This is a genomic window from Zoogloea sp. LCSB751, assembly GCF_002028455.1.
Classification (GTDB): domain Bacteria; phylum Pseudomonadota; class Gammaproteobacteria; order Burkholderiales; family Rhodocyclaceae; genus Zoogloea.
On the sequence record NZ_MWUM01000012.1, the window covers coordinates 78,305 to 92,710 of the forward strand.

A 14,406-nucleotide genomic window follows, 5' to 3' on the forward strand; every position below is an offset into this window, starting at 1 on the left:
ATGGCTCCTTTCAGATCGGCGATCAGCCTTCGATGTTCGGCGGCCAGTTGGCGGTGTTGATTTCCGACGAGTACTTCAGGAATTCAACGAGGTCATTCAGCTGCTGTTCCGTCAGGTGGAAATTGGGCATCTGGCGACGGCCCGGCGCGCCGGTGGGCTGGGACTGGATCCACGCCTTGATGAACTCGGGGCCGCGACGCTTGTAGACGTTGCCCAGCTCCGGTGCAAAGTAGGCGCCCTCACCCATCAGGGTGTGGCAGCCGATGCAGTTGTTGGTCTCCCACACCTTCTTGCCCGCCACGACGGCCGGGGTGAGATTGGCGTGGTTGTCCCGCTTGGGGATGGTCTGCATCGAATCGAAGGTCAGCGCGAGGAACAGGAGCGCAAAAAACACGGTGCCCCCGTAAAAGATGTTACGCGCCATGGATTTTGTGAATGTCCCGCTCATGGAACCTCCCTGGATGGCTTCGCTGCACGGCGCAGCTTGGGCCGGATGTTCCGGATCGCGGGGGGCGACGTCCTTGACTCGGGTCAAGGGCGCCGGATGGCGCTCCGCGGCCGACGCCCCGCAACGCCATGGGAATACGCCCGCGCGCCCCCGCCAGGCGGTGCGGCATGCCGGATGGGAGACCCCGGTGGACGACCGGATGGTCGCCGTGAAACACGACGGTAGTCAGCCCTGCGGCGAGGCCCGATAATCGCGACCGTCCGAACGATCCCCGCGCCTCGCGCCCCGCCATGCCGCTCCGCCCCGAACTCGACTTCATCGGCCTTGCCCCCTTTCTGCGCCTGAGCATCGCCGGCGGTGACCTGCGCCAGGTGGCCCAAGTGCTGCTGGAGCAGGCCCGGCAGGACCAGGACAACCCCAACCTGTGGATGAACCTGGCCACCGCCTTCTTCACCCTCGGCGAGCGGGAGCTCGGCCTGACGATTCAGGGCCAGGCGTTGCAGATGCAGCGCCGCTACACCCTGCCGGCCCGTCGCCAGCCGGCCCGCTACCGCCTGCTGGTGCTGCTCAATGCCGGCGACCTGGCCGAGAACACGCCGATCGACTGCCTGCTCGAGGACAGCGACGTGGAGCTGATCTACCAGTACGTCAGCCAGGCCGAGCCGCTGCCCGCCGATCTGCCGGAGCACGACGCCGTCCTCGTGGGCCTGTCTGTCACCGACACCAGCCAACCCATCCTCGACGCCCTCGTGCCGCTGCTTGCCCACTGGCCACAGCCGGTCATCAACGCCCCGCAATACATTCCGAACGTGGAACGCGAGGCCGCCAGCGCGCTGCTGCAGGGCGTCCCCGGCCTGCTGATCCCGGCCACCTGGCCGGTGGATCGGTCCGCCCTGGCTGCCTTCGCCGACGGCAGCCGGGCCATCGAAGACAGCTTCCCTGGCGGCCGCTTCCCGGTGATCCTGCGGCCTACCGGCTCCCACGGCGGCCACGGTCTGGCGCGCATCGACAGTGCGGCGGAGATCGACGCCTACCTGGCGGCCGAGCCCGAAAACAGCTTCTACCTGTCGAACTTCATCGACTACAGCGGCCCCGACGGCCTGTTCCGCAAGCTGCGCGTGGCGCTGATCGACGGCCAGCCCTTCCCCTGCCACATGGGCGTGTCGTCCCACTGGATGATCCATTACCTCAACGCCGGCATGTACGAGGACGCCGCCAAGCGCGCCGCGGAGTTCGCGTTCATGGAAGGCTTCGCCGACTTCGCCGCACGCCACGCTACCGCGCTGGAGGCGATCCACCGCCGCTCGGGGCTGGACTACCTCTGCATCGACTGCGCCGAAACCCGTGACGGCACGCTGCTGATCTTCGAGATCGACCACGCGATGGTGGTCCATGCGATGGACCCGGAAGAACTCTTCCCCTACAAGCAGGTGCACATGCTGAAGGTGAGGCAGGCTTTCGAGGATTATCTTTACCGTCTCCAGGCTTCCCGGCCCACCCCGCTCTGAGCGCCCACCGATGACCATCCCAGCATCCAACCCGCTGAACGCGCTCAACTTCTCCGGCGGCCCCGGCGTGCTGCCAGACGTCGTGCTGCAGCAGGTGCAGGAAGCCATCCAGGCCGTGCCCGGCGTCGGCCTGTCCATCCTCGGCATCAGCCATCGCTCCGACTGGTTCGCGGCGGTGGTCAGCGAACTGGAGGACAACATCCGCAAACTGATGGGTCTGCCGGCGGACTACCGCGTGCTCTTCCTGCAAGGCGGTGCCACCCAGCAGTTCTCCATGCTGCCGATGAGCCTGCTGGCCGGCAGCACGGAACCCGCCGACTACCTGCACACCGGCTACTGGAGCGGCAAGGCGCTGCCCGAGGCGCGCAAGGTCGGGCCGGTGCGCGTGCTGTGGAGCGGTGAGTCCTGTCGCTTCCGGCAACTGCCGGCCGACGACGAACTCGATTTCAACCCCCAGGCGCCCTACCTGCACTATGTCTCCAACGAGACCGTCGAGGGCCTGCAGTTCCACCGGGTGCTCGGCCGCGACGACGTGCCGCGCATCTGCGACATGTCCTCCGACTTCCTGTCGGCGCCGGGCGACTACAGCCGCTTCGCGATGATCTACGCCCACGCCCAGAAGAACATCGGCCCGGCCGGGGTGACGGTGGTGGTACTGCGCGACGAACTGCTGGCCAACGCGCCGGACGACCTGCCGGCCTTCCTCGACTACCGGGCGCAGATCGCCGCCCACTCCATCCTCAACACCCCGCCGGTTTTCGCCATCTACGTGGTGCTGCTGGTAACCCGCTGGCTGCTGCAGGACATCGGCGGGCTCGCCGAGATGGACCGCCGCAACACCGCCAAGGCCGCGCGGCTGTACGGCGCGCTGGACGCCAGCCACGGCTTCTACACCGGCCACGCGGCCCCCGCCGACCGCTCGAAGATGAACGTGGTATTTCGCCTGCCGACCCCGGAACTGGAAGCCGCGTTCATCACGGAGGCCCGCTCGGCCGGCTTCTCGGGCCTGAATGGCCACCGCAGCATCGGCGGCATCCGCGCCTCGATCTACAACGGTCTGCAGCTGGCCGCCGTCGAAAAGCTGGTGGATTTCATGGACGGCTTCCGGCGGCGGGCACCGGCCCCCTGAGCACGCAGCAGGACTGCTGCTGTTGGGGGCGAATTCATTCGCCCGCGGAGGTGAAGTCACGCACAGAGGGCGAATGAATTCGCCCCAACAGGAAGGGCAGCCCCGACAGGCGCCCCTCCAGCCTGTATTTCCGGCACGCCAAAAAGCAGACGGGCCGCGAATGCGGCCCGCCTACTCCCCAGGGGCCGGGCCCGAAGACCCGGCGTCTGCTCCCCCCTTTTACAGCTCTCAGCTCTTCGGTGCCTTGTCCGCGGCCTCCGGCTTGGCCTCTTCGGGCTTCAGCGGCGGGTGGAATTCTTCCGGCGTCGCCCCGTCCTTCGGCGCACCGATGGCCTGTTCGACGGCCGGCAGCGTATGGGCGATGCCCTTGTGGCAGTCGATGCAGGTCTTGCCTTCGTTGAGGCCGGTCTGGTGCATGCGTGACGAACGGCGGCCCTGCTCGGCGTAGTCGAAGCCCTCGAAGTTGTGGCAGTTACGGCACTCGCGGGAATCGGTCTTCTTCATCCGCTCCCATTCATGCTTGGCCAGTTCCAGGCGCTTGGCGTTGAACTTCTCCGGCGTGTCGATGGAGCCGAGGATCTTGTGCAGCACCTCGTTGGACGCCTGGATCTTGCGGATCATCTTGTGCGTCCAGTCCTTCGGCACGTGGCAGTCCGGGCAGGTAGCCCGCACGCCCGAGCGGTTGGAGGCGTGGATGGTGTTGCGGTATTCCTGATAGACGTTGTCCTTCATCTCGTGACACGAGATGCAGAACTCTTCCCGGTTGGTGAATTCCATCGCGGTGTTGAAGGCGCCCCAGAACAGGATGCCGCCGATGAACAACATCGCGGCAAAACCCCAGCCCACTGAGCGGATGCGGCCGATAAAGCCTTTCTTGTTGGTATCCATTTGTCAGACTCCCTGGCTGGCGGTCAGCGCATGCCGGCGCCGGGCTTGAAGGTATTGCCCACCAAGGGGCGGGCGTCGCTCTGCGGCACGTGGCACTGGTTGCAGAAGTAGCGGCGCGGCGACACGCTGGACAGCTCCTGGCCTTCCCGGTCCTTGAAGTGGGTCACCGAGATCTTGGTCGCGCCGGTTTCCTTGGCGCGACTCCAGGCGTGGCAGTCCAGGCACTTGTTGAAGTTCTTGGTGATGTTGTAGCCGCGGATCTGGTGCGGGATCAATGGCGGTTGCTGCACGAAATCCCGCGGCAGCGGCGGCTGGTCGCGCCCGTAGCGGGTGCCGTCGCCTTCCGGATCGCTGGCGTTGATTTCGGCACCGCGCAGGCTTTGCAGCTTGACGGGCGCCTCCGTGGCGGCTTCGGCAACGGGAGCGAAAAAGCTCTGGACGAGGGCCGCAGACAGGGTCAGGGCCAGTGCGGCAGCCCGCAGACGGGCGGAATTGAAGGTCGGCTTGTTCATCACTCGCTCCTTTGGTCGAACCTATGAGTCATTTTGAAAACCTGTTTGTCACATACGTCGATGCAGCGCCCGCAGGTGGTGCAATCGGACGAAAGAATCAGCGGCCCGGCTTGCCCGACCGCCTTCAGCGCCGGGCGGATCACCTGCGGCTCGGGGCACACGGCAAAACAGTCCATGCAATCGTCGCAGGCGCTGCGCTTGGCGGCGGAAACCCGCAGCAGCGCGGTCCGGCCGAGCAGCCCGTAAAAGGCGCCCATCGGGCACAGGTGGCCGCACCAGCCGCGGCTGGCCACCAGCACGTCGTACACAAAGATGCCGGCGATCACGAACAGCCCGCCGCCCATTCCGAAGATCAGCCCCCGGTGCAGCAGGGACACCGGATTGACCCACTCCCAGGCCAGCCGGCCAGCGACGGCGGCGGCCACGAGGATGCCGCCGAGTAGCCAGTAGCGCGTTGCCGCGTCGGGCACCCGGCCGGTCTTGATGCCCAGCCGGCGGCGCGTCCATGCGGCAGTGTCGGTCACCACGTTCACCGGACACACCCAGCCGCAGAACACCCGCCCGCCGACCAGCAGATAGAAACCCAGCACGATGGCCGCGCCGGTCAGCGCCGCCGAATACGGCAGATGGCCGGTCAGCAGGGTCTGCAGCGCCAGCAGCGGATCGGTCAGCGGCAGCACGCCCAGCGTCAGCGACGAGGACAGGTTGCCCTTGGCGATCCACAGCCCGAACCACGGCCCGGACAGGAAGGCCAGCAGCACCAGCGCCTGGCTCAGCCTGCGCAACACCAGCCAGCGCTGACGCTGCCACAGGCTACGCGGCACGGAGGAATCGCTCGAAGACACGGGCAGGCGGGCCATGATCAGGGCTTCCAGTGGGAATCCAGACCACGGCGGAGCCCGCCGGACGCCTCCTTCGGCGACGGTACGGATGCCGCAGACGGGGCGGCGGAGGGCGCCGGCACGACGGGTGCCACCACCGTCTCGGTTGCGCTGCGCCCGGCCGTCGAGCCTTCGAAGCCGCGTACCGGCAATTCCACCTGCTCGCCGATCAGCGAGCCGCCATGGCGGGCCTTCTCTTCCCAGCCCTTGCGGTAATGGGCCGGCAGCGCGCCCTGGACCAGCTTGCGTGGCAGGACCTTGATCGCCGCCTCCGGCAGCACGCAGGACTTCTCGCACTTGCCGCAGCCGGTGCAGGCATCGGAATGCACCGTCGGCAGCAGCATCGCGTGGCGGTCCGAGCGCGGGTTGTGCTGGGTCTCCAGCGTAATTGCCTTGTCGATCGCCGGGCACACCCGGTAGCACACGTCGCAGCGCAGGCCGAGGAAGTTCAGGCAGCTCTCGTGGTCCACCAGGGCCGCAAGGCCCATGCGGGCCTGGTTGATGTCGGTGAGCGCCCGATCCAGCGCACCGGTCGGGCAGGCCTTCACGCACGGAATGTCCTCACACATCTCGCAGGGGAGCTGGCGTGCGGTGAAATACGGAGTGCCGGTCGACACCGGCTCGCCGAGATCGGCCAGCTTGAGGATGTGGTAGGGACAGTCGCGCACGCACAGCCCGCAACGCACGCAGGCGGCCAGAAAATCGTCTTCCGCCAGCGCCCCCGGCGGCCGCAGGGCCTGAGCCAGCAGCGCCGATGCACTACGCGAATACAGCCCCGCGCCGAGCGCCAGCAGGCAGCCGCCACCGGCGGCAGCGGCCACGCCGTTGATGAAACGGCGCCGCGCCGCCGATGCCGGCGATTCGGCAGCGGGCGACTTGCGAGCGGGTTGGCGGGCGGAATCCACGATCAGTCCATTCAGCGGGCACGTGCGACCCACGTCCCCGTGGGGGCGAATTCATTCGCCCCCACGGGTCGCGTCGCGCGTCATCCTCTAGCTCAGGCGCGCACCACCTTGACCGCGCACTTCTTGAAGTCGGTCTGCTTGGAAATCGGACAGGTCGCGTCGAGGGTGACCTTGTTGACCAGCTTGGACTCGTCGAAGAAGGGCACGAAGATCAGCCCAACCGGCGGCTTGTTGCGGCCCTTGGTTTCCAGGCGGGCAGTCATCTCGCCACGCCGGGACTGGACCTTGACCACCATGCCACGCTGCAGGCCGCGCTTCTTGGCGTCATCCGGGTGCATGAAGACCTGGGCTTCCGGTACCGCCTTGTGCAGCTCGGGCACGCGCCGGGTCATCGTGCCGGTGTGCCAGTGCTCCAGCACGCGGCCGGTGCACAGCCACATGTCGTAGTCGGCATCGGGCTTCTCGGGGGGATCCTGGTAAGGCAGCGCGAAGATCACCGCCTTGCCGTCCTTCTGGCCGTAGAACTTGATGCCCTCGCCGGCCTTCACATACGGGTCGTAGCCCTCGCGGTAACGCCACAGGGTTTCCTTGCCGTCCACCACCGGCCAGCGCAGACCGCGGGCCTTGTGGTACATGTCGAAGGGCGCCAGATCATGGCCGTGGCCGCGACCGAACAGGGCGTATTCCTCGAACAGACCCTTCTGCACGTAGAAGCCGAAAACCTCCGCTTCGTCATTGGTGTAGTTCTTGATGGCGTGCTCATTCACCTTCTGCACGTCGCTCTTCGGGAACTTGTTCACCACCTTGTTGGCGTACAGCACGTCGTACATCGTCTTGCCCTTGTACTCGGGCTTCTTGGCGAGCAGCTCGGCCGGCCACACCTCTTCCATCTTGAAGCGCTTGGAAAACTCGAGGAACTGCCACAGGTCGGACCTGGCCTCACCAGGCGCCTTGACCTGCTGGCGCCACACCTGGGTTCGCCGCTCGGCGTTGCCGAAGGCACCCTCCTTCTCGGTCCACATCGCTGCGGGCAGGATCAGGTCGGCGGCCATCGCCGACACGGTCGGATAAACATCGGAGACCACCACGAAGGCCGCCGGATTACGCCAGCCCGGATAAATTTCCTGGTTGACGTTGGGGCCGGCCTGCATGTTGTTGGTGGTGCTGGTCCAGTAGCACTTGAGCTTGCCGTCCTTCAGCGCGCGGCTCTGGGCCACCGCGTGATAGCCGATCTTGTCGGGGATGGTGCCTTCCGGCAGCTGCCAGATTTCCTCGGCGTGGTGGCGATGTTCGGGGTTGGTCACCACCATGTCGGCCGGCAACCGGTGGGCGAAGGTACCGACTTCCCGCGCGGTGCCACAGGCGGAGGGCTGGCCGGTCAGGGAGAACGGGCCGGACCCCGGCGTGGCGATCTTGCCCACCAGCAGGTGGACGTTGTAAATCATGTTGTTGGCCCAGGTGCCACGGGTGTGCTGGTTGAAACCCATGGTCCAGAAGCTGACGACCTTCTTCTTCGGGTCGGCGTACAGCTCGGCCAGCTTCTGCAGGCGCTCCTTCGGCACGCCGGACAGCTTGGAGGTGTAGTCCAGCGTGTAGGTGGACACGAACTTCTTGAAGTCCTCGAAGGTGATCGGCTTGGCGTCGTTGGGGTTGTTCTTCGGCTTGCCGTCGGCGCCGGGATAGCCGTTGAACTTGGCGTCCTTCTCCAGCGGGTTGTTGGGACGCAGGCCGTAGCCGATGTCGGTCTCGCCCTGCTTGAAGTTCACGTGGGCCTTCACGAACTCCTGGTTGACCTTGCCCGACTGGATAATGTGGTTGCAGATGTAATTGAGGATCGCCAGGTCGGTCTGCGGAGCGAAGACCATGCCGTTGTCGGCCAGCTCGAAGCTGCGGTGCTCGAAGGTGGACAGCACGTGCACCTGCACGTCGGTCTTGGTCAGGCGGCGGTCGGTGATGCGGGTCCACAGGATGGGGTGCATCTCGGCCATGTTGGAGCCCCACAGCACGAAGGCGTCGGCCTGTTCGATGTCGTCGTAGCAGCCCATCGGCTCGTCCATGCCGAAGGTGCGCATGAAGCCGGTCACCGCCGAGGCCATGCAGTGGCGGGCGTTGGGGTCGAGGTTGTTGGAGCGGAAGCCGGCCTTCATCAGCTTGGAAGCGGCGTAGCCCTCGAAGATCGTCCATTGGCCGGAGCCGAACATGCCGATGGCGCCCGGCCCTTCGGCCTTCAGCGCGGCCTTCCACTTCTCGGCCATGATGTCGAAGGCCTGGTTCCAGCTGATCGGTGTGAATTCGCCGTCCTTGCTGTACTTGCCGTCCTTCATGCGCAGCAGCGGACGGGTCAGGCGGTCCTCGCCGTACATGATCTTGGACAGGAAGTAGCCCTTGATGCAGTTCAGGCCGCGGTTGACCGGCGCGTCCGGGTCGCCCTGGGTGGCCACCACGCGGCCGTTCTGCACGCCGACCAGCACCGAACAGCCGGTGCCGCAGAAGCGGCACGGCGCCTTGTCCCAGCGCACCGCGTTGGCGTTGCCGGCGTCGGCCGGCGTCGGCGCGGCCTCTTTCTTGGCTGCGAGGGCGGGCAGCGAAACGCCGGCCGTGGCGGCAGCCGCGGCAATCGCCTGGGTCTTGATGAAGTCGCGTCGGTTGATGGTCATGATTGAGCCTCCTCGCAGGGGGAATCCGTTTCGGACTGTTGATTCGAAAGCAGGGGATCGTCGCGGTGCTCGTACGCCAGGGTGGCGGCCAGCACCTGCGGAATCCGGTGAATGGCGATCAGGGTGTCGGTCATCGCGGCGCCTTCCGCGTCCTCGACGGTGACGATCAGCTTGCCGTCGTCGGACATGCCGTGGCACTCGACGCCCGGAAAGGCAAGCAGCGCCGCTTCGGCGGCGGCGCGGGCATGGGGATGGATGCGCAGGACGAGACTGGCGATGTTCATGGCAACTCCGGAACAGGATCGAGGGCGACGCGCAGGATGGCCGTCGTGGGGCAAGGCGCCAGACAGGCGCCGCAACCGGTGCACAGGGTGTTGTCCACCTCGGGCACCGGAACGCCGCCGATGCGCGGCCGGAAACGGATCGCCGCCACATCGCAGATCTCGCCGCACACCCGGCACTCCACGTGGCGGGCCGCCAGGCAGCGCTCCTCGATGCGGATACCGAAGGCCCATGGGCTTTGCGTGGTGTCGCGGCCGATAGCGCCGGTGGGACAGGCCTTGGCACAGTCGCCACAGAAGGTGCACGCGGAGGACGTGAAATCCGCTTCCGGGTAGCCGCCGGCACCGCGCTTCAGCAAGCCGGTCGGGCAGGCCGGCAGACAGGCATCGCAGCGGGAACACAATTCGGTGAAGCGGTCTTCGGTGATGCTCCAGGGCGGGCGGAATGGAGACCCGCCGGGTGCCCTGACACCCAGAAAACGACGGCGGGAAACATCCATGGCAGGCTCGTGGTTTTTGTCGGACGGGGCGATCCTATTCCCCACCATAGAAAGAAACCTTGATCTATGCGAAGGAATTCGGCGCACAGCCGCACCAGGCCTGCCCGACGTCACCGGAAGCGCACGAAACGCCCGTCGCGGATCTCGGTAAAGAACACCTGGCGCGGCGTGTCGCCGTTGGCGTCGAAGGCGATCTGCTGCTGCAGGCCCTGATAGGGGCCGTACCGCAGCACCGCGTCCTTGACGCTCTCGCTCCGGCCATCGCGGCGGGCCAGCGCCTCCAGCAGCACAGTGGTGGCGTCGTAGGCGGACACCGCGCTGTAGCCCGGATTCTTCTGGAAGCGCTTGAAGTAGGCCTCGCGGAACAAGCGGAAACGTGGCGAGTCATCGTCCCGGTCGTAGTTCTGCACGATCACCAGGCCTTCGACCATCTGACCACCCAGTTCCAGCAACTGCTCGGTAGCCGCCCATTCCGAGGCTCCGAGCGGGAGCGCCGGCGCCAGGCGGCGAGCCTGCTGGGCGAGGCGGGCCACATCGAGGGCGCCGCTGATGAAGAACAGGCCATCGGGCCGGCCGGACAGCATGGTCCGGAGCACTGCGCCGAAATCCGTGTCGGCCGACGACTCGTAGGGCACCTCGGCCGCCAGACGACCGCCGAGGGCCGTGAAGGCATGGCGGAACTCCACCAGCCAGGATTCGCTGAACGAGCGATTGCGCACGTCGAAGGCGATCGCGATGCGGCGCTGGCCGCGCCCGTACAGCACCTTCGCGTAATCGGCGGCGTTGTCGCGGGTGGAGCGGTTGATGCGGACGAGGTTGTCGTCCTTGCCATAGAAATCCATCGAGGTCAGCGTCGGACTGACCGCCAGGATGCCGTGGTAGGCCAGGGTCGGCACTACGGCTGCCGCAACCCCGCTGGTGAACGGCCCGATCACGGCCTCCACCTTGGCCTGGGCCAGCTCGCGGGCCGAGCGCACCGACGTTTCCCGGTCCTGGGCGTCGTCGCGGGAGATCAGCTCGATCCGGCGACCGTGGATGCCCCCCGCCCGGTTGGCCTGCTCGATGGCCAGGATGACCCCGCTCTGGCCCGCCTGGCCGACATCGGAATTGCGGTCCGACAGGCCGCCGATGAAACCGATGCGGATCGGCTCCTGGCGCCCGCAGCCCGACAGGAACAGGGCAGTCAGAATCACCAGCAGACAGCGCACCAGCAGCGTGGGACTTTCTTTCGGATCGAGCAGGACAGATTTCACTTCCAAATTTTTATATTTCTGATAATAATATCAATTATACCAATTTTGTCGAATACATACAGACTTGCTGAAACGCTCCAGTTTCCGACGGAAGTTCTCCATGTACTCCCCGCCTCTGGTCAACGCGCTGCTTCCGTGGCGCAGTTCGTTACGGCTGCGCATGGTCGTCCTGGGCCTTGCCCCGCTGCTGATCGCCTTTCCGCTGATCCTCGGCATCCTCGTCATGGCCGGCGGCGCCCGTTACGACGAAATCCTCAGCGCCAACGCACGCAGCAATCTGGCCAGCGCCCATGCCTACATGGAGCAGATGCGCAACCAGACCCGGCAGCAGATCGAGGAGGTCACCCATTCGGAGCGCCTGACCCGCTGGCTGGACGACCAGGGCGACAACGCCGCCCGACTGCCGAACGCGCCCCTCGACCAAGCACTATCGGCCCGGGCCGAGGCTGCCCGCCTCGACTTCCTGATCGTCGCCACCCAGGACGGCCGGATCATCGCCTCGAGCGGCGGGCTCGCCCCCGGCAGCCTGCTGCCCCGCAGCTTCATCGCCCGCCAGGCCGCCATCGGAGTGTCCGGTGTCGCCTACGAGCTGTTCGACATGGCCGCCCTGCACGCGCTGTCTCCCGCGCTACCGGCCCGGGCCCGCCTCGAAGCGGGCGAGCATGGCGAGGCCGCCGAAACCCGCGGGCTGCTGATCACCGCCGCCGCCCACTTCCCCCTCAGCAACCACCACCCGGACGCGATCGTCGTCGGCGGCGTATTGCTCAACAACAACCAGACCGGCATCGACCGCATCCGCGATGTGGTCTTCCCGGTCGATCCCCACGTCGGCAGCAGTGACGGGGCGGCCTCCCTCTTTCTCGGCGAACGGCGCATTGCCACCACCCTCCCCCAGCGGGACGGACGCCGGGCCCTCGGCTCCCACGTCGCCGCCGGCGTGGCCGAACAGGTGATCGGGCGCGGTGAATCCGAAGCCCGGCGGGTGCCGGTGCTGGACAGCGGCTACTTCGCCGCCTACGAGCCGATTACGGACGGCGAGGGGCAACGCATCGGCATGCTCAGCACCGGCTTCCCCGAAGAGAAATTCCGCCAGGAAAAATGGCTGCTGACCGGCAGCGTCGGCGCCCTGCTGGCCGTCAGCATGCTGCTGCTGTCCCTGTCCTTCCTGCGTGGCGGGAATCGGCTGGCCAGCCGTCTGCTGAAGATCTCCGACACCATGCAGGCGGTACACGACGGCCAGCGGGCAGCCCGCGTCCCCGTCGATGGGGAACGCGACGAGATCGCCCAGCTGGGCGCCCATTTCAACACCCTGCTCGACACGCTGGACGCCCAGGACCAGGCACAGCGCCAGGCCCAGCAGGAGATCGCCCAGGAAGCCCTGCGCCGCCGCGCCCTGTTCGAGATGAACCGCGACGGCATCGTGGTGCTCGACAAGGCGGGCCGCGTCTACGAGGCCAACCCCCAGTTCGCGGCGATGCTCGGCTACCCCCTGGAAGCGCTCTCCACGCTGCATGCCTGGGACTGGAACGCCCTGTACGACCGGACCGCCATCCTCAATCAGATGCGCAGCCTGCCGCCGGAAGGCGAATCCCTCGAATTGCTGCTGCGCCGCCGGGACGGCAGCACCTCCCCCGCCGAAGCCCGGATCAGCCGCGTCCATTGGGGCGACGAGAGCTACGTGCTGTGCGTGCTGCGCGACATCACCGAACGCAAGCAGATGGACGATGAACTGCAGCGCTACCGCAACCACCTGGAAGAGCTGGTCGAACAACGTACGCTCGAACTGGCCGCCGCCCGTGACGAGGCGGAAAGCGCCAACCGGGCCAAGAGCGCCTTTCTGGCCAACATGAGCCACGAGATCCGCACCCCGATGAACGCCATCATCGGCCTGACCCACCTGCTGACACGGGACATCCGGGATGCACGCATCCTCGAACGCGTGCACAAGATCGGCTCCGCCGCCCAGCACCTGCTGCGCATCATCAACGACATCCTCGATCTGTCGAAGATCGAGGCCGACAAGATCAGCCTGGAGAACATCGACTTCTCCCTGCGCTGCCTGCTCGAAAAGACCGCTGGCCTGCTCCGCGACAGTGCCAGCCAGAAAGGGCTGAGCCTGGCGGTGGAGATCGACCGCGGCTTGCCCGAACACCTGCGCGGCGACCCGGTGCGGCTGGAACAGATCGTCGTGAACTTCCTGTCCAACGCGGTCAAGTTCTCCACCCACGGCCGCATCACCCTACGCGCCCGCCACATCGGTGAAGACCCGCAGGGCACCCGCGTCTGCCTCGAGGTGGAAGACTACGGCATCGGCCTGAGCGAAGAACAGCAGGCCGCGATATTCCGCGCCTTCGAACAGGCCGACAACTCCACCACCCGCCGCTATGGCGGCACCGGCCTGGGGCTGGCGATCAGCAAGCGCCTGGCCGAGCTGATGGGCGGCGAAATCGGCGTACGCAGCGTTCCCGGCGATGGCAGTACCTTCTGGGTCAACGTACGCCTGGAACACGCCCACGGCACCCCGCAGCCCTGCACCACACTGGCGGAAACCCCGGCCCTGCCGGAAGACGAGATCGGCAGCCTCTGCCAGCGCCTGCGCCAGACGCACGCCGGCCGCCTGGTGCTGCTCGTAGAGGACAACCGGCTCAACCAGGAGATTGCCGGCGAGCTGCTCAACGACGCGGGCCTGCGGGTCGTCGTGGCCGGCAACGGCGCCGAAGCGGTGGACAAGTTCCAGTCCGGCAGCGTGGAACTGATCCTGATGGACATGCAGATGCCGGTGATGGGCGGTCTCGAAGCCAGCGCGCTGATCCGTGCCCTGCCCGATGGTAACGTGGTGCCGATCCTGGCGATGACCGCCAATGCCTTCGACGAGGACCGCCGGCGCTGCCTGGAGGCCGGCATGAACGATCACGTGGCCAAGCCGGTGGACCCGGCCGTGCTATACCGGCAGCTGCTGCGCTGGCTCCCGGTTGCCGCCCTCCGTTCGGTGGCGACGGCCCCTGAATCCACCAGCGCCGCGCCTGCCACGCCCCTGCCCGGCCTTGATGTCGCCAGTGGCCTGCTGCGCGTCCGCGGCAAATGGGATCGCTATCGCCACATGCTGAAACTGTTCGCCAGCACCCATCCGGAGGATCCAGCCCGGATCGGCGCCCTGCTCGCCGCCGGCAACCGGGAGGCGGCACGGCTCGTGGCGCACACACTCAAGGGCAGTGCCAGCACCCTGGGCGCCGGCGGCGTCGCCACCGAGGCCGCCAGCCTGGAGCGGGCCATCATCGGCGATCTGCCGCCGGAGCGGCTGCAGCCGCTGCTCGAACAGCTGGCCCAGGCGCTGCAGTTCGTCGTCAGCGGCATCGAGACCCATCTCCACGCCGAGCCGGACGACGGCATGTCTCCTCAGGAAAGACAAGCCGAAGCGCTGCCAGCCGGCCTCTGAGGGCCGTC

At 66.8% G+C, this 14,406-nt stretch carries 12 protein-coding genes; 3 read left to right on the forward strand and 9 right to left on the reverse strand.

Annotation, left to right across the window (positions count from 1 at the left end):
- Positions 1–22: 22 nt before the first annotated feature.
- Positions 23–448 carry a cytochrome c gene (locus B4920_RS14730; protein ID WP_079435458.1) on the reverse strand — a complete coding sequence of 142 codons (426 nt, stop codon included), beginning with the start codon at positions 446–448 and terminating at the stop codon, positions 23–25.
- Between the two features lie 290 nt (positions 449–738).
- On the opposite strand from B4920_RS14730, the gene B4920_RS14735 reads away from it, so the two are divergent.
- Both B4920_RS14735 and B4920_RS14740 read left to right on the forward strand, forming a co-directional pair.
- Complete coding sequence (locus B4920_RS14735; protein WP_079435459.1) at positions 739–1,956, forward strand: RimK family alpha-L-glutamate ligase; 1,218 nt, start codon at positions 739–741, stop codon at positions 1,954–1,956.
- A gap of 10 nt (positions 1,957–1,966) precedes the next feature.
- Positions 1,967–3,085, forward strand: a complete 1,119-nt coding sequence (locus B4920_RS14740) for a phosphoserine transaminase (protein WP_079435460.1) — start codon at positions 1,967–1,969, stop codon at positions 3,083–3,085.
- Between the two features lie 228 nt (positions 3,086–3,313).
- On the opposite strand, the gene B4920_RS14745 is transcribed toward B4920_RS14740, so the two are convergent.
- The 8 genes from B4920_RS14745 to B4920_RS14780 all read right to left on the reverse strand — a co-directional run bounded on the left by B4920_RS14745 (position 3,314) and on the right by B4920_RS14780 (position 10,962).
- Positions 3,314–3,973: a NapC/NirT family cytochrome c gene (locus tag B4920_RS14745; protein WP_079435461.1), complete on the reverse strand. Its 660-nt coding sequence runs from the start codon at positions 3,971–3,973 to the stop codon at positions 3,314–3,316.
- A 23-nt stretch (positions 3,974–3,996) separates the two neighbouring features.
- Complete coding sequence (locus tag B4920_RS14750) at positions 3,997–4,485, reverse strand: nitrate reductase cytochrome c-type subunit (RefSeq protein ID WP_079435462.1); 489 nt, start codon at positions 4,483–4,485, stop codon at positions 3,997–3,999.
- The gene (napH, locus tag B4920_RS14755; protein WP_079435463.1) at positions 4,485–5,345 is read right to left on the reverse strand and encodes a quinol dehydrogenase ferredoxin subunit NapH; all 861 of its coding nucleotides are present in this window, start codon (positions 5,343–5,345) and stop codon (positions 4,485–4,487) included. The genes B4920_RS14750 and napH overlap by 1 nt, the downstream gene beginning before the upstream one ends.
- 2 nt (positions 5,346–5,347) lie before the next feature.
- Positions 5,348–6,271, reverse strand: coding sequence for a ferredoxin-type protein NapG (napG, locus tag B4920_RS14760; protein ID WP_173862670.1), 924 nt, complete (start codon positions 6,269–6,271; stop codon positions 5,348–5,350).
- A 92-nt stretch (positions 6,272–6,363) separates the two neighbouring features.
- A complete protein-coding gene (gene napA / locus B4920_RS14765; protein WP_079435464.1) occupies positions 6,364–8,928 on the reverse strand; it encodes a nitrate reductase catalytic subunit NapA in 2,565 nt (854 codons plus the stop codon).
- Positions 8,925–9,212: a chaperone NapD gene (locus B4920_RS14770; protein WP_079435465.1), complete on the reverse strand. Its 288-nt coding sequence runs from the start codon at positions 9,210–9,212 to the stop codon at positions 8,925–8,927. Before B4920_RS14770 ends, napA begins: the two co-directional genes overlap by 4 nt.
- Positions 9,209–9,709 (reverse strand): ferredoxin-type protein NapF, encoded by a 501-nt coding sequence (gene napF, locus B4920_RS14775; RefSeq protein ID WP_079435466.1) that lies wholly within the window; start codon positions 9,707–9,709, stop codon positions 9,209–9,211. Before napF ends, B4920_RS14770 begins: the two co-directional genes overlap by 4 nt.
- Positions 9,710–9,819: 110 nt before the next feature.
- Complete coding sequence (locus B4920_RS14780; protein WP_254050946.1) at positions 9,820–10,962, reverse strand: ABC transporter substrate-binding protein; 1,143 nt, start codon at positions 10,960–10,962, stop codon at positions 9,820–9,822.
- A gap of 100 nt (positions 10,963–11,062) precedes the next feature.
- On the opposite strand from B4920_RS14780, the gene B4920_RS14785 reads away from it, so the two are divergent.
- Positions 11,063–14,398, forward strand: a complete 3,336-nt coding sequence (locus B4920_RS14785; protein WP_079435467.1) for an ATP-binding protein — start codon at positions 11,063–11,065, stop codon at positions 14,396–14,398.
- Positions 14,399–14,406 lie beyond the last annotated feature (8 nt).